Raw genomic sequence first — 19,207 nt, forward strand, 5'->3', positions numbered from 1 at the left:
CCTGACCAGAGAATGCGTACGACGAAGAAACGGCGATGGCTTTTGTTATTCGCCCCGCTGGTGCTTGTTGTGCACGGTGCTTTGGCTCAGGTGCAGCGCTACCCTGCCGATATCCAGCCCGTTTTACCGCCCCCCTATTCTGTTTATCTCAGCGATTACACGGCAGAGGGAAGCAACCGGCTCTCGGCCAATATCGTCTTCAATGACTTCAATGAGGCCTCCTGGACCTTTAAGCTGCGGTTGTCTATCGAAAGCATGGATGTGCGGCTGCGCACTAAAAAAGGCTTTACTCCTGCCGCACCCATCACCGTTCAGCCGGGTGTACCCTATGTGTTCAGCGGATCCGACTGGGCGGAGTATTTCAACTTCAACAACCTCAATGTGAGTGGAAGGAATACGAGCCAAATTATTAACTCTGGAAGGTTGCCGGAAGGAATGTATTCTGTTTGCCTACAAGTCTTGGATTACAATACCGGTGAACTGCTGTCGCAGGAAAGTTGTGCCAATGTCTGGATACAACTGCTGGATCCACCAAGGCTGATTAGCCCAGCAGACAACGAGTTTCTCGACCCAGCCACTACCACTACTTTTCCTATCACCTGGCAGCTTTTTAATACAGCGAGTGCTAACAATACCATGGGTACTGATTTCCAACTGACTATGTGGGAGCTGACGGAGCCAGGCGCCAACCCCCTCAGCGCTGTGCAAAACGGGCAGGCGCTACAGGTATTTCAAAGTGGTTTATTGCAGAATACCAACTACACCTATGGCCCGGCTGATCCGCTGCTAGAGGCAGGAAAGGCCTATGTATACAGAGTGCGGGCCATAGATGCAGACGGTAAAGACAGGTACAAAAACAATGGATACAGCGAGTTTAGGCTGCTATACTATGGTTGGCCTACTGGTGGAAAAATTGAACTTACCAGCCCACCTTATGGTCATAGTTTTAGAAGGCAGATTCCGGCAGTAATCAAGTGGAATGCACTTACATCGAGGGCGCCCGAGCAGGGGGTTAACTACGAAATTAATATCAAACCGCTATCTCCAGGCGAGTCTCCGGAAGATGCTCTCCGGGAAAACTCGCAATGGTACTACAAACTAATAAGTGAAAATCGCACCAACTATCCCAAATCAGAGCTTTTGCCCTACCCGGATATAGACTCAGGTTATGTTTGGCAGGTAAAAGGTTATACAAATGGGTTGGAGGTTGCCAAAAGTGATATCTCAGTTTTTTATGGGCCACCGTTGGTAGAAAGGTTTTATGCTGCTGGTCATCGAATTGAGGTAGACAATATCACCAATAAGGACTTCGCCAGCTTTTCGGGGACGGGGAGATTACGTCTATCAAGAGAGGAAGTGTGGACTTCAATAGCCTTTGAAAATCTACAGTTACGTCAGTCGGGCTATTCGGCGTATTTGATCGGTGGAGAAATCAACATTGAAACCAGTCCTATTGCATTCGAACTTACGCCAGGCAATGAGGCAGACGGTGAGGCTGCTTTTCTGGCAACCAATTACAAAATAACAAAGGATGGTTTGTTTGTCGAGGGGAGTTTCTCCTGGGAGCTACCATTTCCTTTGCTCTCATCGGGCATTGGAAAAGTTAAATCGGAGAAGTTCGCTTCCGACTTTAACGATTTTCGGCTTTCAGGAGTAGCCAACCTCACCAACAGCAACTCCTTCGAGCTACTGGATCCTCAGTTTTTCAAGCTTGACCTTTCTCCTACCAGCACCGTGGTGATCTTCGACAATCAGTATTGGTTTGGCTTTGATGGAACGCTGACTACCCCCTCAGCCAAATCAGTCACAGGGAGTAGTGCTACCTGGGCTTTTAATCAGGTTGACAATCTTAGGTTAATAGAGATATCAGACTCAACCAATACAGTTCCACTGAGAGTAATAGCGGGTACTGGCATGGAATTGCTTCCGGGAAAAAGTATCATTGACCTGGACGATGCCTCATCGCCAGGTAAGTTTGCCGGCGAGCCCTACTGGAAGGGTGTTTATATTGAACAGTCGACCCTGAAAATTGCTGAGGCAATGGATGGCGCAGGGCAGTTTGCACTCAGCAGTGAGCTCGGAAGCGTTATTGATCTGAATACGTCCCCGAATAGCCTGGTTGGGGTCACCGGAGAGGGTTTTACCCTGAAGCATGATTTACAGTTCGATGTGGCCGGGGAATTCAATACGTTTCCCGCCAACTTCACCCGGCTTACACTGGACATCAACAATCAGCAGGCCAATGAGGCTAGCAGGCTGGAGGGAAATTTTCTGGTGCCTTTTATTGACACGACCACACCTTTTGAGTTCCGATCTCAATTGTACGATAGAGGGTTTCGGCCGGGAACCCTGGCCAACCTGAACAATAGAACGTTCAGGTTCAATCCGGAGGGAGGAGAGCTGGCGGTTGACCTAACAATCAAGCAAGGCCAGATGGCAGGCAACGATCACCTGCAACTTACGATGGATGTATCATGGCCTTCTGTTGGTGTAACCTTAACAGGAGTCAATAATTTCAATGTGTGGGGAGACTACAGGGTAGGCTTTTATGTGCCGGAAGGTGTTTTGGCGCTTACTAACCAGGCCAATGCCACCTTTAGAGGGTATCCGGTGACGATCGATGCCCTTAGTGCGGGCCGAACGCAAAACTACTACGGCTTCGCTATTTCTGGAAAAGTGGTGATGGGTGAAGACGTAAGTGGCGACGACGGAGCACCTGCCTTCAACCTCTACTCGATGGTGCAAAATCCGGCGCTGGACATGAGCTACATGCCTGCTCCTACGCAGGGAGCATTCAACCTGGCATCGGCTCAAAATGGCCTTGATCAATTGGAAGAAGAACTGGCGGCCATGGAAGAGGACCTCACCCAAAAAGTGGAGCAGCAAACGGAGGCACTAAAAGGGACGACTGTTGACTTGATTGCTTCTGCCTCAGTAAGCCTGGGTGGGCAGGCCCATGATTTAGAGGCCCTGGTAAATGTTCCTGAGGAACCTACAGCAATTGACTATGAATCAATCGCTGATCGCAAAGAGCGGTTGTTGGCGTATTTGGAGCTTTTCCGGGAGTTGGCTAACGACCCCACGGTTGTTGATGGCTTAATTGAACAGATTCAGAACAGCGAAGAGGATTTTGACAATATATCGGACATTGTAGCAGAGCTGAAGCGATTTGCCACCAATTTTGCCATTGATCAGGTTGCTTCTCTGGGTGACGGCTTTTTGATGAAAGTAGAGCAGGCCACCAACAATATAAATGGCGTCATCATTGGGCAATCCAACCAGCTCACCAGCTCGGTGAAGCAGGAAGTGGATCAGGCAGTGACAGCCATTATTTCCACAGTTTCTTCAGATGTAATAGCAAGCATATCGCAAGATGCCCCCGATGCCGCCCTAGTCGTTGAACAGGTGGCAAATTCTACCAGAGAGGCAATAGTGAATGAACTGACCCTGGCGCTCAATGCGTCGGTCAATCAAAACATTGTGTCTCCGGTCACTTCGTTTGTGAGCAGTAATTTAAATGAACGGGCCAGGCGACTGGTGAGGCAAACAGCCGAAAACGTGGTGCTGGGAGCCCTCAATCAAGACCAGAACCCTTCTGAAATTATGGAGGGGGTTCTTAATGGGTTCGACGATGAACTCAAAGGCCTTGGAGATGAGCTGGGCGCTCAGGTCGACATGGACAAGATGCTGGAGGCTATCAAAAGTGTAGGGCAAGATTTGATAGCCAACATAAGCGCAGATCGAATTGTCAATCAAATCAAGAAGGGAGCACTGGAGGCGATTTCCGGAGCCGTGGCCAAAAAAGCTTCAGCTGCGGCCAACGAAATGGTCAATAATCTTCTTGGCGATGAGGTTGGCATTTCAATACCAGTCGACTTCGCTGCGGTGGGCGGGAAGCTCCTGTCGGGGGCTAATCCGAAGGATTTGCTTTTCGACCCAATTCCGATCAGTGTGCGCTCCCCGGCGCTTGATCTCAATGGAATTATTCACTTTACAAAAGGACATGCCCAGTATGGTGACTCGTGGTCGGGTGATGTAGACGCCTTTGTGAAAGTGCCCAAGCCTTTCCAGATACAGCTCGCCTACCTGAGCGGAAGGAAAGACAATGTGAGCTTCTGGATGGCTGAGGTTGGAAATGGAGGTTCTCCACCTACTCCCGGGGAACCTGCCGACGCAGACAAAATAGGACAACCGATGCAGCCTTCAACAATCAAAGAAGTGACTGATGAAATAGAACTCGGCGTAGTCAAAATAGTGGCTTTGCAAGGGAGGGTTTATCGCCACATGGCGGCCAATGGATTGGAAGGTATTGTGCCGGATGCAAACAACAACTATGGGGCTTACCTACACATGGTGGCTTTCGGGCCTCAAAATGGTAAAATGCTCCGGCTGGAAATCGATGCGCAAATGGACGTGGCTACCACGGGCGATTTTACGGTTGACTTCCTGGGCAATGGCCAGATGCTCAGCAGTGTGCCGCAAGTGGCAAGCATTGATCAAACAGCGGTGATCAAGGGCACCATCGCTTTAAAGTATAACTCGGCAGAACAACATTTCTTTGGCCACCTGGCCGCTTCTTTTGAAAAGCCGGGGGTGCTTTGTGCCCAGGGTAGCTTGCTGGTGGATGTGAAGCCCGGCGCCTGGAGAGTGGCTTTGGGCAGTCAGCAGGAGCGACTCAAGTTTATCCTGAACTGCGCCGGCTTCGGCCCCACCGGCTGGCTCGACCTCAACCAGAACACAGCCAATCTGGGGCTTGGGCTGGAATTCATGTTCCAGCCGAACCCTATTCATGTCGACATAGCGATTGTCGAATTTGACCTTGTCATCGAAGCCGGTGCAGCAGCTGGCGTGCAGGTAATTGCGCAATACAACCCCAGTTTCCAGTTGCAGGAAGCCGGACTTTGGCTGGAGTTATGGGCACAGATATATGCCCAGTATCAAAAGAAAGTTAGCGGCAAAACGGGCACTATCACTCTGGTGGACATTTACCTGGCTGCCAATGCCAATATGAGATTCAACCCTGCTCCCAGCATTTTATATGGCAAGGTGAACGGCCACTTGCAAATACTGGTATTCAGCTTCGGGATTAATAAGGATTTTCAAATGAATTTGTAACAATCAATCAGCATAGATGAAAAGAATTCTACTAACTCTAATGATTATTGTCTCGGCTTTCTTTGGCTTTTCGCAGACAACAACAAACACCATTCAGCCAGTCTTTCCAGAGGAGGGCTATCGGTTTGGTTTTACTGAGATTGTAAGTGTTATGTGGGCTCCTTTTGAGCGATTTATCGACACCGAAATGGACGTCTATTACACCATAACCGTGGTTAAGATCAACGAGGGGCAAACAAAAGAAGATGCGATTATCAATAATGAGCCTATATATTTCAGGGAATTTACGATGCCGGCGGCGGCGAATGATATTAATATTGCGGAGAGGCTGGATGATTCTGGAAGCTTTCCCGTTAGTTCCAACATTGCGTGGCAAGTATCAGGAAAAGGGATAGAAGACGACGTCTTGTACTTTGATAACGGGCCAATAAGTACTTTTAAGACACGTTTGATTGCCTATCAAATTTCAGCGGCAGGTAACTATGTTAAATTAACTGACTCCAATGATGATTTGAACCACTTCTCGGGAAGCGGCTACTGGATATACTATCCAAAAACATATCCTAGCGGCGAGAAAATTGCTGACACACTTTACACATCATTTGACAATCTGCGTATCAATAATACCGGTGGCTCTTTCTATTTGGATAGTGGTAGGATTGAATTTAAGAGGCCAAACCTGGCCTCCGTTCCTTTCTTTTTTGACAGCAATGAGTCAAGGTTTGAATATGACGAGGTGGTTCTAGTAAGAGAGGGAGCTCGTATGATAGGAAGTTTCGAGACATTTTTACCACTCAAGGGATCGAATTACCCAATATTGTTAGAAAACGAACACAGTGAAATAGTGTTTGCAAATGATCTTTATGGAATGATTCCTATTAAAGAGCAACTAATCAATTTACAAGACAATGATATTACATTAAAACTGTTCAGTAACTCCTTGATCTAAATAAGTGAGGGTTCCTCTATGGATAAGAACAACTATCGGTTTGGTTTGGATGTAGGGCACAGTTTTCCCGACGTAATAAATTTGAAAAGTGGCGAGCCGTATTTCTTCAGAATTTCGGCAGGGATGAATACTGCCTCTGACGATGAAAAGGTATTCTATGGAACTCTTAGCAATGAAAGCCTAATTGGTAATACCGACAGCCTTGAGTTCCTTCCAGGCAGCGGATTAACGTTTCGGCCATGGGCGGGGATTCTGGATATGTCTGATAGTCAGAGTCCAGAGGGTATCGATGACCCAGCCTGGCACGGCGTTACTTTTAGCAATATCAGCCTCTACCATCCCGCTGCTTTTGGAGACCTACAGTTCATAAACCAACCGTCTCGCCGTAATTATGATAAAAGCATCGGCTTCTCTATTGGTCCATTGGGATATTCAACCACTTTGACCATCCCCTTCGGCCCTGGGCCTTTCGGTGAACAAGAGCACCTGACAATACTTAATGGGGATACGATCATTTTGAGCAAAGCCTATTATGATGTAAAAAATAACGAAATTATTAGTGCTTATGTGGAGGGTGAAGGAAGGGTTCCATTTTTCAACCCGAACAACGAAATCTACGGATTCAAATACTTTTTTACCGAAGGTGGCTGGGGCAAAAAGACCACTTTCTCCATCAACGAATTTGAGTTTCTTAATGCTCCTTCTGCAATTGGCCAGCCAGTTGAAACTCGTGCCCACCACGTGGTTCTCCAATGGCCAGAAGTGGAGGGAGCCACATCCTACATTGTCAGTGTGTCGCAAGACTATTTTCAAAATACCTTGGAGAACTTTGCAGCGGTAGAGGTAACTGAGCCAACGCTTCTGGTCGACAGCCTCGAAGCCGACACCACCTACCAGTACTCCGTAAAACCAATTGTGCCTGGTTTTGAAAACTACTATGCTTATCCCGTGGAGTTCTCCACTGCCATCGAAGTACCGTTGGCTCCAAACGGCTTTCGGCTTAAAAAGGAAGCAGCAACAATTCACTTATTTTGGGTTGATAGCCAAACCGAGGAGGGCTATATTATTGAGCGGATCACAGCTGACGGCGAAACATTTACGGTGGTTGATTCGGTCTCACAAGACACAACTACATTCTCTGAACCTGTCGACTTTTCACTGGATCCTATTGCTTACCGTATTGCCGCCTACAATGCTGGAGGGCAGAGCCCTTACTCGTTCGTTGCATCGATAAAGACAGGTATCCAGAGTGAGGATTTGAAAAAGTTGGGGATAACAATATTTCCCAACCCATCCAGTGATATAGTTGTTATCAATTCCCCAAAAGCTCTTCGTGCGATTTCAATAAAAAATTTGAATGGGCAGTCCATTTACAAGACAGAGTTGAGCCAGTCAACGAACGATTTTGAACTGAATATTCAAAAGTACCGACAGGGATTGTACGTTATAGTGATACAGCTAAAAGATGGAACAATTGGAACAGGTAGGTTTATCAAGGAATAGCGGAGAGCATTAGTAGTTAGTATCAAGGCTAAACACGTTCAGGTGAGTCATGTTACATTGCGAGTGGGGTAACACCTTCACAACTTGGTGTCAAATAAAGTAAATATAACAAGCATGCAGATGAAGAAGACAGCGATCATATACTTTTCACTTAATGTTTGTTTACGCATAGGGCTTACTGCACAAGTGGACTCAGGCAGCTTACTTACTTTTCTAGCCAGTATAAGGGAAGGAAATTCGCCAGCACTTCTATATCAAGTCTTAAGACAACCTGCACAGCTCAATGATCATATAAGGATCATTGATAGTAATCTCTCCGACACTCTGCCAACCATAAGACGAGCCTGCTACCAATCGCTCGACGTCATGCAAAAGAGCGCCACTGCTCCTGCGGCCAAACAACAAATACTTGCCCTACAGCTACGGGGCATAGAGGACGAGTCTCCCGACATCGTTGGCTTATCCATTCAAAACCTTAGTTCTGTGCCGTCATCGCTGTTCAGTGCCTCGCAGAAGAAAACCCTTATCCAGACGCTTGATCGGCAGGTGGCAAAGAAGGAGGTATTAATAAAAATGGTCGGCACGCTGAAAGACGAGAGCGCCACACCAGCTCTCAGGCAGTTGTCGCAACCCGGCAATTCGGCAAAGGTGCGATGGGCTGCCTACCTGGCATTAGCGAGGCTGGGTGATCAAACGGCCATCAACCTGGTGAATAACAAAGTGAGAGGAATTGAAGTAAATGACGATATGGTCTACGACATGGCTCCGTCAATTATTTACACCCAACAAAAGCAACTCTACGACTACCTGGTGGAGTTGCTCTACAGCAACGAAACAAATTGCGAATCGGCCAACCCTGACCAAACCAACGCCATCAACTGCGCTTACCGGATATTAGAGCTACTGGCACCACTGATAGTAGATTTTCCTATTGCGACGTCTGCTTCCGGTGACCTGAAGACCAACAATTACCGGGAGGCGCTGGTAACAGCAAGGGAGTGGTTCGCTGATCATGAGGATTTTCGGATAAAAGACATAAATTGATCTACATTTCTTGACCAGATGATGAGATACGGGCCCAACGAACCCTTAGGGTTGAGGCCGGGGGAAATAATGCTACTCTTATCTTACGATCGAAAAAACATCTTCACAAACACAAATTATTCACAACTTACAAGTTCAACACCGTTAGGTTCAAATAATCTGGTCTTACGAATCATTGTCAAAGCTAGTGTTTATTAGAACGACGAGAACTGATGACCGTTAATCAAATGAAGAATTTCATTATTTGGCTACTAGTTACCTTCACCGTTTCGTTGGTGTTTTATTTTGTGTTTTTCTATCATAGAATAGAGGTTGAAAGATTTGATGACGGTAAAATTAGGAAAGAATATCCAGTTAATTTCTTCAGCCAAATTGATGGAGAGCTTTTAGAGTATTGGGAAGGCGGTAAAGTTAAACGAAGAGCAAACTTTGTTGACGGAATTCAGGAAGGGTTCATGATAGAATATTATGAGTCAGGTAAAATATTTTCCAGAACTAATGTTCGCAACGGAAAGCTGGTTGATTCCACTTTCTTCTATGCGGAATCGGGAGAAATTGACCAAATACAAGTCAATGCAAGTGGGGAAGCTATAGAATATGATAATAGCGAAAGAGAAATAAAAAAAGGGACTATCGGTGTTGACGGGAAGTTCACGGGGATTACAAAAAGCTACAAGGGCTCAAGTAAAGAGTGGGCTCAAATGAAGCACTTTAATGAAGATAGTCTTGACTACTTGATTACAAATGAAGAAAAGGCGGTTATTTTAACTCATATAGCTTTGCAATTTACGATTAGCTTCCCCCAAGGGGTTTTTATTGACGTAGAACAGAAGTATTCTGGTGACTTCTATGCAACAGTAACTTTAGGAAAGATGTTGCTGGACATGATGGTAAGTAAAGATCAAAATCTTTTCTCCAATATAGATGCAGAAATATCTGAAGGGGTTGATAGCACGCTAAACAACGTAGTAAGAAGTCATACAACGGAAGAAGAACTTCTATCAAAGCTAGTCTTTGATCACGACAGCAAGGATAATCGAGTCTCCCTTATCGTACTTTATGACAGTAGTACATACTTGATCAAGGTGAAAAACCCAACTGATGATTATCGGGAGAAACTAGACCTTATAAAACAGATCATCGGTTCTTTTGGATTTGCCGAGTTCAGTGTTGAAAAGGAACTGAATGATAAAGAAAACAAAGATAGATCCGTATAACTATTTTGTCTCCCCCCATGCCGCAAGTTTAGCGCTAGCGAACCGGGCTGCTCAGGCTTGTGGCTTTTCTTCCTGAAGCTTTTAGCTTCCTGCTTCCAAGGCTTCCGAATAAATGAGGAAGTGAATCAGTTCATCGTGTTGGATGAATCAAACAATAGATTAAATCGTTACCTTTAAAGACAGAAATATGATACAAATGGACTTACAAGCAGAAAAGCTTCTTCTGATAGAACAACTGGCCAGGTTACAAGACGCCTCCATCATCCGAAAGGTCAAAGAAGTACTACAAAGTTCCTATCAGGAAAAAGCCGTTGGCTACAATGCCGATGAAAGCATGATCACACAAGCCGACCTGATATCGAGGGCAGAAGCTTCTAACAAAGCCATCGAAGAAGGCAGAACAAAAAGCATTGATCAGGTGAGGGAAAATGTGAAGGGTTGGTAGGATGAAAGTAGAGTTTACCGATCCAGCAGAGGAAAGCCTCCGAAAGATTTATTGCCGTTACCCGGAAAATATTGCCAACAGAATAGTTGAAAACATCCTTCTAAGGGCAGAAACCCTGTCCAACCTAACTAATAGAGGCCGAATAGTTGAAGAACTTCGTCCCCTCAATCAGGGCCACCGGTTTATACTTGAAGGCAATTACAAGATCATTTACCTTCAAAAAGAAGATGTAGTTTATGTGACTGACGTATTTAGCATGAGGCAGGATCCAGACAAGATCAAAACACGACATTAGCCCCGAGTCCGAGCAGCTAGCCAGCCACTGGCGCTGAACGCTGGTGCGAGTTTGAACCCGGTTGGGGAACCCGGACAGAGTCTCGTACCAATAGCAATAAACACAAAGAACCCTTCCAGCAATGTGAGGGCTTTTCATTTCCACGGCTTAGCCCGGCTGGAAGCGGCGCCAATCTCCAGCAGATAGTCAGAAAGGTTTTCACCATCATGCACCACCCACCCCCATCGCCCTCATTTGAGCGATAGCGGAAACGGGGTGTAGTGAAACTTGCGCTTGTAGTGCTTGCATACAGCCTTAAGCTACCGCTAATGCCCTGGCCCAGCCGGGGTCTCATGCCATTATGCTAATAGCACCTTATTTTCCCGCCTCATACACCTTCTTCCCCTCAAACATTGTCCACAGCACCTGCGTGGCCTTCAGCGACTCCGGGCTCACCGTCTCCACATCCCGGTCGAGCAGGATAAAGTCGGCCGACTTGCCAATCTGCAGCGAGCCAATGCTGTGCTCCAGCATTAGTGCTTTGGCTGCTTCGGCCGTGTAGGCCAGCAGCATGGCCTGCCGGGGCATCCGCTGGGTGCTGTCGAGCACACTGAGGGCGCCCTTGCGGGTTTCGGCATAGTACATCGCTTCAAAGGGATTGGCTGTTGAAACCGGCCAGTCGCTGGCCCCGCATATCGTTGCACCTGCCTGCAGCATCGACCGCACCGGATACATCCATTGGTAGATCGAAGGGTCCACATAGGGCTTCACAATATCAATGGTAGTCTCGTCGCCCAGGGCCCAAAGCAGCTGAAACGAGGCAAGGACATTCAGGCTGGCGAAACGGTCGAAGTCGGCAGGCTGCACAAATTGCAAGTGGGTAATGGTGTGGGGCAGGGCCATGCTTTTGTTGGCCTTCCGCATGGCCTCAAACCCGTTGAGGGTTTCGGTCACCGCCTGGTCGCCTATGGCATGCACATGCACCAGCAGGTTTTCGTTGTCGGCCAGGGTGGCAAACCGGGCAAACTTTTCCGGATCCATCATCATTACGCCTTTTGATTTCGTGCCGGTATACGGCAGCGACAGGGCGGCCGTGTGGGTAGGGTGCTCCACCACGCCGTCAGCAAACACCTTGAAGCCCAGCACCTGCAGGTTGTTGCCATTGTATTGTTGTTGCAGGGCTTTCACGGCAGCCATCTGCGGGTGTGGGTCGGCATTCACCTCCGCCACCACCGTGGCGGCTATGTGGGCGGTGAGTTGGCCTTGTTGCTCCAGGCGCTGGTACCAGGCCAGCATATTGTCGTGCGGGCCGGGCAGCCGGGCTGCGGAGGGATCCAGAAAGGCAGTAATGCCAAAGCCATTGTTGTATTCCATGGCTTTGATGGCCCCCAGACTGAAGTCAGTGTCGGGCTCCAGCACTTCCTCAATTTTGTGCTGCCCATCTTCCGAAACAAACCCATTGCTTTCTCCATCAGCAGCCACACCGAAATACTTTTTCTCGTCGCCCGTCAGCGATGCCAGGTAGGCTTTGGTCACGCCCGCCCGTTTCAGCATGGCTTTATTGGCCCAGGCCGTATGCCAGTCGGAGCCCCGCAGAAACACCGGCTGGGTTTTGAACTCCCCGCTGTTAAAAAGCTTGATCACCCTGTCCAGCGCTTTCCAGGTGCTGATGTTCAGGCCATAAATCACCAGCACGTCGCCCGTCAGGCCTTCTTTTTTCGTTAGTGTCTCAAGGGCAAACTGATGGATTTGGTTCACGTCCAGAAACAGGTCGTTCACATTGGCCTTGGTCAGCCCCATGCCCCCGTCAATGCCGTGGTTGTGGCTGTCGACCAGCCCGGGCATCACAAAGCCGCCCTGCAAATCAATCCACTCGGCTTGCCCGCCCACTTTCGCCTTCACCTGTTCGTAGTTGCCCACTGCCACAATGGTCTTCCCCTCCACGGCCAGTGCATCGGCATAAGGCTGCTGTGGGTTGGCGGTAAATATTTTGGCGTTAAAATAGACCTGCTCCTGGGCTTGGGTAGTAAAAAAGCAAGTCAGCAGAAGGAAAAGGCTGAAGTATTTCATAGAGAACGACGTGTTGGGGATAAAGGCAAGATAGGGAAAGTCTGTAGTATTTTCCGGCTGGCGTGTGAGCACTTTTGTGTTTGCACCTCCTTTTTAAGTAACGCCCAATGCATTGCCTGGGAGCGGAGCTGCTTGCCAAAGAATGATAGCCGGGAACTAGGGTCGACCTGTTTAAAAATATTTTCCTTTGAACTACAATAGGGAAATAGAGAACCTTAACTAACCTACATTTTCTGGATCACAATTTCCACCCGCCGGTTCAGGCTTTTGCCTTCTTCGGTTTCGTTGTTCGTTTTTGGCTTGGTATCACCGTAGCCTTTCGCCGTAGCCCGGCCCGACAATCCCTTTGTTTGCAAATAGTCAATCACCGCCTGTGATCTTTCCTGCGACAACTTGAGATTGTAGTCGGCAGTCCCTGTGTTGTCGGTATGCCCCGCTATTTCAATTTCCATTTTGGGGTGGGCCTGGAGCAGCTTGATGATTCTGTCGAGCTCTGCAAAGGACTCTTTCTGCAAAACAGCCTCATTGGTGTTGAAGAAAATATTGTTAAGCCGTACCGACGCCCCCACATTGATGGGGGCCAGCAGCAGATTTTGCTGCAGCTCTGCGTACATGTTGATGTCGCTGGCGTTCAGGTTGGCACTCTCGGGAATATAGCCGTCTCTTTCAGCATTGAACCCATAAACACCCCCGGCGGGCAAAATGATGGTATAGCGGCCGGTGACCGGATGCGATGAAGCCTGCCCAAGCTCTTTCCCCTGATCTTCCAATGAAAAATATTTTATTTGCGCTTCAATTGGCTGGCCTGTAGAGGCGTCGAGCACAATACCGGTGACCAACACTACCGGCTTGGGCCGTGCCGATGCTGGCAGGGGGATTCTGAAAATGTCGCTGTTGCCCATCGAATGCTGCACCGATGCCAGGTAGGCATATTCGCCCCTAGCGTCAAGGGTGTAGTTGGCTTCCCAGGTGTTAGTATTGATGTCAGGCCCCAGGTTTTCCGGTTCGGTCCATTTTGTCCAGGTGTCATCGAGGCGTCGGCTCACAAAAATATCGGCACTGCCGTAGCCGGGATGGCCATATGATGAAAAGTAGAGTGTTTCATTGTCGGCAGCGATAAAGGGTGAAAAATCCATGGCAAATGAGTTCACCTCCTGGCCCATGTGGGCGGGGGCTGACCAGGTGTTGTCGCTTTTAAGAAAAGAGCAATACAAATCCATGTCTCCTTTGGTGTCGTTTCTTTCCAGGGCCATCACCAGCACATTCTGGTTGGGCGACAGGCAGTAGTCTACGAAGTCGGCGTTGTTGTAATAGTCGTTGATCACCAGGTTTTCGGGAATGCTCCAGCCAGTTGGGCTTCTTTTGGTGAGCGACACGCCGCCGCCAAGGTTCCTGCCGTCGGGCAGGTAGGTATTGGCCACCAGCAGGTTGTTGCCATCGGGCGCAGCAGAAATCACGAAGTTGTTGCCACTATTGTTGAGAGGTGCACCAATGTTTTGAAGCTCCGCCCACTCTCCCACAGAGTCTTTCTCCGAAAACCAGATGTCGTCTTTCTTCAGGCTCCCAAAGTTCTTAGGGTGCTCTCCTCGGGCCACATACAATGTGGCGCCGTCAGCAGAAATAACAACTCCCTTTTCGGAATACTGAGAATTGATTTTCGAGCCGAGGTTTTCCTTTACCGTATTGGCAATGGTGCTTTCGGCCTGCCTGATCTCGGGAGTTTCCTGATATATGTTGAACTCGTAAACCTTTACAGACACCTGGCCTCTGAGGTGAAACCCTAAGTAGGTGCCCTGAAACGGCGTGAATTTTGCTTGGGCGAGCAACTGACCATTAAACTCAAAGAAAATTTCATTGCCAGTCTTTCTCACCACGATGGTATGCTTCCTAGCCTCCTCTAATGGTGTCGGCAGGAAGTCAGGTCGTAGAATCGGTGTTACCTTTTTCTTTTTGAAAGAGTAGATATGAAAAAAGCCATTTTGGCTGATGTCCATTGCCTGGTAATTGCTGTACTCGTCGGCACCCCACACCAGGCCAAAGCTTCCGTTTCTGAAATTTCTTACCTCCACTATGGTCTCCAGCTTGAAGTCTTTAGAGGGGTCGAGCTGAAAATGTTTCTGATTAAAAAACCCAATGTCGCCATCAGCCACATCCATATACATGGCCCCTTTGGCAATCGTGCTTTTGGCATAAGGCCGCTCAAACAGCGACCAGCCATTTCTGTTATCTTCAAATACCTCGTGTAAGGCGGGAGTCTCTTGGGCTTTCACACTACTGCCAAAGCATAGGAGAGAAAAAAGCCCGGCAACTAATAAGCTATGTCTATTCATTGGAAACACTATGGAGCCACTGCTCCGCTTCAGATAGCTGTTCAAAAAGTTTAAACTCAAAGTCTTTGACCCTGGTTCCCAAATCTACGGCAGAAAACCGAGTAATAAACTTAGAAGAATGCACATGCGCCATATATCTTAAGCCATTGGCAACACTTTCTCTCATTCGTCCTTTTTCCAGCTCGTCGTTAAGGGCGACCCAGTTCGCCTCAAAATGGGTATTGTCGTTCAGTAGCTTGGAGCAGCCAGTCGTTTTCAAGAGGGTGGAATAGAGCGAAGAGCCCTTCGAGATATACGCCATTGAAACATTGCCATACCAGGTGCACCTTATCCAGCCATTTTCAGGCTCGTGGCCAATTTCCAGGTACTTGATTCCTTCTTCTGTGGTAACTACTTCCATTCAGGGTGCTCATTGTGTTGCAGACCTTCAACATACCATTTGCCTCTGCTAAAGACGAATGAAATTATAGAAAAGGTACAGTCCAATAGTTGAATGTGGTGAAAAACGCTACCCTTGGCCCATCTTTGGAAGGCAGGCGCATCGGAATTACTGCATCAATCATCCAACAGTCGTCGTAAGGAGGGTATTTCTGAAGCGACAACGACACCATATAGCTATGCACCTCGCCTTCACTGTCTTCGATAAGTACGAGAAACTCGGCCTCGCTTTTTTCCTGAAAGTGAGTGCGGATTTCAAAGTGCCTGCAATTAATCAGGGGCCTGAAGTTTTCGTTGTGCACCATGATGTTGAATCGCTCAATAGGCCCTGTGTTTTCTTTGTTAGTGGGTGAGGCAAAGTTCCAGGCGATCTCTATGCCGTGGTCCAACTCCGGCGAGTCGTTTTGTTGCAAGGCCAGAAAGTTGATATGAACTACTTCCTGCGGACTCAGCGCCGGATGCGGCAACTCCTGGGGTGCGCAGCCAACAAACACAACCAATATCAGAAGGTAAGTTAGTCTCATATGTTTCCAGCCGAGATTGCGGATAATTTTCTTCAGATCAAGAAAAAAATCTGAAGAAAATTTCCGCAATGACGTTCATTATGGTTTTTCGTAGCTTCTTATACCGAACTAACATTAATTTTGGCACTCCCAAAAGGCGGCGCCCAACTTTTAGTCGTTTAACAAACCAGCTTTTACTTTAAATCCAGACTTAACGCTTAGTTCTACATCTTCAGAAATCACTTTGTCCGTTACTGCCTTTACTCGTAGCGAATAAGTATCCTGAATGATATACTCCTTGAAATTTTCTCCCGAGGTCTGCAGCGAAAGCATGTTATCCACATTGTCTGGAATATTTTCTGCACTCGCAAGCAGCTTTTCGTCAAGTCCGTCAGCATTGATATATACATGCAACGACGACAAGAAGCTGAGGTCCCGGCCTTCAGGAGCTTTTACACTAATATCGACATTTTCCAGATAAATTTCTTTCACTAGCTTTTTGCTGGTGTTGTTGCCGCTAAACTGCGATTCGGCATCGGTAGAAATAGGTGGCGTAAGAATATCGAGCGGCAGGTTGATACCAAGAGAAGAAGGCACCGTTACTTCCGAGGTGTACGACATTTTGAAAGTGACAAGGTTGTTGAGCTTACTGCAGCCGAACATAGTGGCTGCGAGAGGCATGGCGAGACTTGCAATAATGATACGGTTGGAAAAATTCATAGCTGATAACACAATTGATTGATATATTGATAACGAATAGAACTAGCGAACCAACATGATTTTTACATTGCTGGCATTGGCCTTAGCCCCTGGCGTAGCCATTATTTTGTTTATCTACCTCAAAGACAAGCACGAAAAAGAGCCGAAAGGGCTTTTGCTCAGGGCCTTTCTTTTTGGCATACTCAGCCTGGTGCTCACACTGGTAGTTTCGGCTATTGCTGACAAGTTTGTGTCTCTCGATCACTCCAGCGCTGAAGACCTGGCACTTTATGCTTTTGGCATGGTAGCACTTATTGAGGAAGGAAGCAAATATCTTTTCGTAAGGTACTTCCTTTATCCACACAAAGAATTCAACGAACCCTTCGACGGCATTATCTACGCAGTAATGGTGAGCATGGGATTTGCTACGGTGGAGAATCTTTTCTACGTGTTTGAGGGCGGTGTAAGCATTGCCATCATGCGAATGTTTACCGCTGTGCCAGCACATGCTACTTTTGCGGTGCTCATGGGTTTCTTTTTGGGTAAAGCGAAGTTTCAACACAAAAAAGCTGCTTTCGGCCTTATTGGACTGGGGGCTGCCACCATTTTGCACGGCGCCTACGATTATTTTCTTTTCATGGATCATGTGCCCGGCATTTGGCTGGGTGCCGTTGTTTCTCTGGTTATCGGGCTTTATCTGTCAAAACGAGCCATCAAAATGCACCAGGAAGTTTCGCCGTTCAAACCACTTACAGGGCTTTAGCTGTTGACAACCAGGAAGAAGCGTCGTAAATTTTAACATGAATATTCCTGAAACCACCAAATTGAAGATACATCAGCTGATTGCTGACGGCAAAAAGCTAGAAGCGGTTAAGTACGTAAAGGAACAATTTGGCCTGGCGCTTAAGGACGCACTAAAACTTGTGGAGGCCTTGGAGAAAGAGGTTCCACTTTCGGGGAGTGGCTATCAAAAAAGACCTTTTGTCCGTACCAGTTTTTCCAGGCCGGACAAAGTCTTCTACATTCTTTCCAGGGTATTTCTGGGTGTGGCTTTTCTTCTGTTTGCCATCGGTGCCGCTATTGCCTACGACACCAACGAGGAGCTGAACCATGCACTGCAATTGCAGGGGAGAGTAGCGGAATTTGCCTACGGTTCCGATGGAGGCTCCATACCCGTGGTGGAATTTACCCACAAGGGTAAAAAACAAAGAGTACAGGGCTCGGTGGCCTCCACTCCCCCGGCCTACGATATCGGCGAGCCGGTAAAAGTATTTGTGATCACAAGTGAAGGCTACGAAAAGATAAGAATCGACGGCATTTTTGAGCTTTGGATAGCGCCCATTATCCTCACCTTCATTGGCACTATTTTTCTTTTTATCGGAGGTGGCATGTACGCCGTGAGCAGATAGTTTTATCTCTCCATTAAACCTTTTGTGTGTTTGTGTATCTAATTAGAAAACAACAAACATGAAAAGGATAGCAATCACATTTATCGGTGTAATGGTAGCAGCTACCACACTGATGGCACAGGAGGAGCAGAGCTCGGCAAAAACTAAACATCGTGCTCAAAGAACTCCTGAAGAAAGAGCGCAAGAAATGACCACCCGGCTAAAAGAAGAGCTTAATCTCACCGACCAGCAGTCGGAAGAGCTTTATGCCATTCACTTAAAATACGGAGAAGAGCGCAAAGGCGTGATGGATGCTGGCAAAGAAGAACGTGAAGCCCAAAGAAATGAGATCAAAAGCATCAATGACAAGCAAAAAGCAGAGATGAAGAGCGTTCTGACCGAGGAGCAGGTGGCCAAGCTCGATCAATTGCAGGAAAAAAGGGCACACAGAAGGGGCGACAGACCACAAAGAGGTCAAAGGCGCAGGGGCAGAGGGTAAAGCTATCGGTTAGTAGGCTACCTGAATGTCTGTTATCTCCATTTGGTAAAAACCGGCATTGCGAGAACTGGCAAACCAGGTGCCTTCATAGTTTTGCCAATTCTCCCAGCTGAATTCTACTCCCCCAACGGGGATAATTTTCACCCAGAGCTTCCACGCCCTTGGTTTGAAGTTTTCATCCAGCAGCCAGAGGTAGCTATCGCCCGGGGTAACTCCACCCGAGGTGTAGGTAACCAGCAGTGCAGGCCCCTCCGCTGTTTCTACCAGTCGCCGCTCAGTGCCGGGGTCTCTTACTTTAAATGGCGCCACGAGCCAGAATGAATCATTGGCAAAATACGTCCATGCTGTTTGAATAGCGTCATGCAGTTCGTCGCCATCGAGCGGCTTCCCTTTTTCAATGGCCGAGCCGTCGAAATTGTCGGGAGAAAATTCTACTGCTACATCGTCCCAGTGAACGGTGACAATGTTTTCGTGCTTGTCCCACACGTAGTGATGCCTTCCGGCAAAAGTCCACGAAAGTGTTTTGATCTGCTGATAGGCATCATAGTCGATAGCTGCCAGCATTTTATCAGTCAGAGCCTCTGCTTCCGGGCCTTCTTCTTCCTCGGGCAAGGGGTCGCTTACGATCCAAACAGCACCAGCTCCCAGCAATACCAAACCGAACAAAACAATCCCTGCAATCTTCAACACCTTCATCATAGCATTGAAACTGAAGACTGCCGGAAAAGTTCAC

General features: G+C 47.7%; 16 protein-coding genes. 10 read left to right on the forward strand and 6 right to left on the reverse strand.

The genetic code is table 11. From position 1 onward, the window contains the following. Positions 1 to 12: 12 nt before the first annotated feature. From GC130_RS25660 to GC130_RS25690, 7 genes are all read left to right on the forward strand, one after another. A complete protein-coding gene (locus tag GC130_RS25660) occupies positions 13 to 5,115 on the forward strand; it encodes a hypothetical protein (protein ID WP_152001232.1) in 5,103 nt (1,700 codons plus the stop codon). A gap of 16 nt (positions 5,116 to 5,131) precedes the next feature. After that, on the forward strand, positions 5,132 to 6,064 hold the full coding sequence (locus GC130_RS25665; RefSeq protein WP_152001233.1) for a hypothetical protein: 933 nt from the start codon (positions 5,132 to 5,134) through the stop codon (positions 6,062 to 6,064). An 18-nt stretch (positions 6,065 to 6,082) separates the two neighbouring features. After that, complete coding sequence (locus GC130_RS25670) at positions 6,083 to 7,567, forward strand: T9SS type A sorting domain-containing protein (RefSeq protein WP_152001234.1); 1,485 nt, start codon at positions 6,083 to 6,085, stop codon at positions 7,565 to 7,567. A 120-nt stretch (positions 7,568 to 7,687) separates the two neighbouring features. Continuing rightward, positions 7,688 to 8,611: a HEAT repeat domain-containing protein gene (locus GC130_RS25675; RefSeq protein WP_152001235.1), complete on the forward strand. Its 924-nt coding sequence runs from the start codon at positions 7,688 to 7,690 to the stop codon at positions 8,609 to 8,611. Positions 8,612 to 8,838: 227 nt separating this feature from the next. After that, complete coding sequence (locus tag GC130_RS25680) at positions 8,839 to 9,828, forward strand: toxin-antitoxin system YwqK family antitoxin (protein ID WP_152001236.1); 990 nt, start codon at positions 8,839 to 8,841, stop codon at positions 9,826 to 9,828. Between the two features lie 196 nt (positions 9,829 to 10,024). Then, positions 10,025 to 10,273 carry a hypothetical protein gene (locus GC130_RS25685; RefSeq protein ID WP_152001237.1) on the forward strand — a complete coding sequence of 83 codons (249 nt, stop codon included), beginning with the start codon at positions 10,025 to 10,027 and terminating at the stop codon, positions 10,271 to 10,273. A 1-nt stretch (position 10,274) separates the two neighbouring features. Next, entirely contained in the window at positions 10,275 to 10,568 is a 294-nt protein-coding gene (locus GC130_RS25690; RefSeq protein ID WP_152001238.1) for a type II toxin-antitoxin system RelE/ParE family toxin, read from the forward strand. A gap of 354 nt (positions 10,569 to 10,922) precedes the next feature. Here the strand turns inward: GC130_RS25690 and GC130_RS25695 are convergent, their stop codons facing one another. The 5 genes from GC130_RS25695 to GC130_RS25715 form a co-directional block, all read right to left on the reverse strand. After that, positions 10,923 to 12,617, reverse strand: coding sequence for an amidohydrolase (locus tag GC130_RS25695; RefSeq protein ID WP_152001239.1), 1,695 nt, complete (start codon positions 12,615 to 12,617; stop codon positions 10,923 to 10,925). 224 nt (positions 12,618 to 12,841) lie between these two features. Beyond that, a complete protein-coding gene (locus GC130_RS25700; protein ID WP_152001240.1) occupies positions 12,842 to 14,947 on the reverse strand; it encodes an OmpA family protein in 2,106 nt (701 codons plus the stop codon). Further along, positions 14,940 to 15,347 (reverse strand): hypothetical protein, encoded by a 408-nt coding sequence (locus GC130_RS25705; protein ID WP_152001241.1) that lies wholly within the window; start codon positions 15,345 to 15,347, stop codon positions 14,940 to 14,942. The genes GC130_RS25700 and GC130_RS25705 overlap by 8 nt, the downstream gene beginning before the upstream one ends. A 64-nt stretch (positions 15,348 to 15,411) precedes the next feature. Next, positions 15,412 to 15,909 carry a hypothetical protein gene (locus tag GC130_RS25710; protein WP_152001242.1) on the reverse strand — a complete coding sequence of 166 codons (498 nt, stop codon included), beginning with the start codon at positions 15,907 to 15,909 and terminating at the stop codon, positions 15,412 to 15,414. Between the two features lie 150 nt (positions 15,910 to 16,059). Then, on the reverse strand, positions 16,060 to 16,608 hold the full coding sequence (locus GC130_RS25715; protein ID WP_152001243.1) for a hypothetical protein: 549 nt from the start codon (positions 16,606 to 16,608) through the stop codon (positions 16,060 to 16,062). Between the two features lie 55 nt (positions 16,609 to 16,663). Here GC130_RS25715 and GC130_RS25720 point away from each other — a divergent pair, with 55 nt between their 5' ends. From GC130_RS25720 to GC130_RS25730, 3 genes are read left to right on the forward strand one after another with little or no spacing between them, the layout of a single operon-like run. Continuing rightward, the gene (locus tag GC130_RS25720; RefSeq protein WP_152001244.1) at positions 16,664 to 17,350 is read left to right on the forward strand and encodes a YhfC family glutamic-type intramembrane protease; all 687 of its coding nucleotides are present in this window, start codon (positions 16,664 to 16,666) and stop codon (positions 17,348 to 17,350) included. A 37-nt stretch (positions 17,351 to 17,387) separates the two neighbouring features. Then, positions 17,388 to 17,996, forward strand: coding sequence for a DUF3592 domain-containing protein (locus tag GC130_RS25725; protein WP_152001245.1), 609 nt, complete (start codon positions 17,388 to 17,390; stop codon positions 17,994 to 17,996). 58 nt (positions 17,997 to 18,054) lie between these two features. Continuing rightward, the gene (locus tag GC130_RS25730; protein ID WP_152001246.1) at positions 18,055 to 18,474 is read left to right on the forward strand and encodes a hypothetical protein; all 420 of its coding nucleotides are present in this window, start codon (positions 18,055 to 18,057) and stop codon (positions 18,472 to 18,474) included. 9 nt (positions 18,475 to 18,483) lie between these two features. Here GC130_RS25730 and GC130_RS25735 read toward each other — a convergent pair whose 3' ends face one another. After that, positions 18,484 to 19,173: a hypothetical protein gene (locus GC130_RS25735; RefSeq protein ID WP_152001247.1), complete on the reverse strand. Its 690-nt coding sequence runs from the start codon at positions 19,171 to 19,173 to the stop codon at positions 18,484 to 18,486. Between the last annotated feature and the right edge of the window lie 34 nt (positions 19,174 to 19,207).

Source organism: Imperialibacter sp. EC-SDR9 (genome assembly GCF_902498805.1).
Lineage (GTDB): Bacteria > Bacteroidota > Bacteroidia > Cytophagales > Cyclobacteriaceae > Imperialibacter.

Bases quoted from the DNA above. Each gene is read 5' to 3' on its own strand.
- GC130_RS25705 (WP_152001241.1), bottom strand. From the start codon at position 15,347: ATGGAAGTAGTTACCACAGAAGAAGGAATCAAGTACCTGGAAATTGGC.
- GC130_RS25660 (WP_152001232.1), top strand. From the start codon at position 13: ATGCGTACGACGAAGAAACGGCGATGGCTTTTGTTATTCGCCCCGCTG.
- GC130_RS25685 (WP_152001237.1), top strand. From the start codon at position 10,025: ATGGACTTACAAGCAGAAAAGCTTCTTCTGATAGAACAACTGGCCAGG.
- GC130_RS25675 (WP_152001235.1), top strand. From the start codon at position 7,688: ATGAAGAAGACAGCGATCATATACTTTTCACTTAATGTTTGTTTACGC.
- GC130_RS25665 (WP_152001233.1), top strand. From the start codon at position 5,132: ATGAAAAGAATTCTACTAACTCTAATGATTATTGTCTCGGCTTTCTTT.
- GC130_RS25710 (WP_152001242.1), bottom strand. From the start codon at position 15,909: ATGAGACTAACTTACCTTCTGATATTGGTTGTGTTTGTTGGCTGCGCA.
- GC130_RS25730 (WP_152001246.1), top strand. From the start codon at position 18,055: ATGAAAAGGATAGCAATCACATTTATCGGTGTAATGGTAGCAGCTACC.
- GC130_RS25680 (WP_152001236.1), top strand. From the start codon at position 8,839: ATGAAGAATTTCATTATTTGGCTACTAGTTACCTTCACCGTTTCGTTG.
- GC130_RS25715 (WP_152001243.1), bottom strand. From the start codon at position 16,608: ATGAATTTTTCCAACCGTATCATTATTGCAAGTCTCGCCATGCCTCTC.
- GC130_RS25735 (WP_152001247.1), bottom strand. From the start codon at position 19,173: ATGATGAAGGTGTTGAAGATTGCAGGGATTGTTTTGTTCGGTTTGGTA.
- GC130_RS25700 (WP_152001240.1), bottom strand. From the start codon at position 14,947: ATGAATAGACATAGCTTATTAGTTGCCGGGCTTTTTTCTCTCCTATGC.
- GC130_RS25670 (WP_152001234.1), top strand. From the start codon at position 6,083: ATGGATAAGAACAACTATCGGTTTGGTTTGGATGTAGGGCACAGTTTT.
- GC130_RS25690 (WP_152001238.1), top strand. From the start codon at position 10,275: ATGAAAGTAGAGTTTACCGATCCAGCAGAGGAAAGCCTCCGAAAGATT.
- GC130_RS25695 (WP_152001239.1), bottom strand. From the start codon at position 12,617: ATGAAATACTTCAGCCTTTTCCTTCTGCTGACTTGCTTTTTTACTACC.
- GC130_RS25725 (WP_152001245.1), top strand. From the start codon at position 17,388: ATGAATATTCCTGAAACCACCAAATTGAAGATACATCAGCTGATTGCT.
- GC130_RS25720 (WP_152001244.1), top strand. From the start codon at position 16,664: ATGATTTTTACATTGCTGGCATTGGCCTTAGCCCCTGGCGTAGCCATT.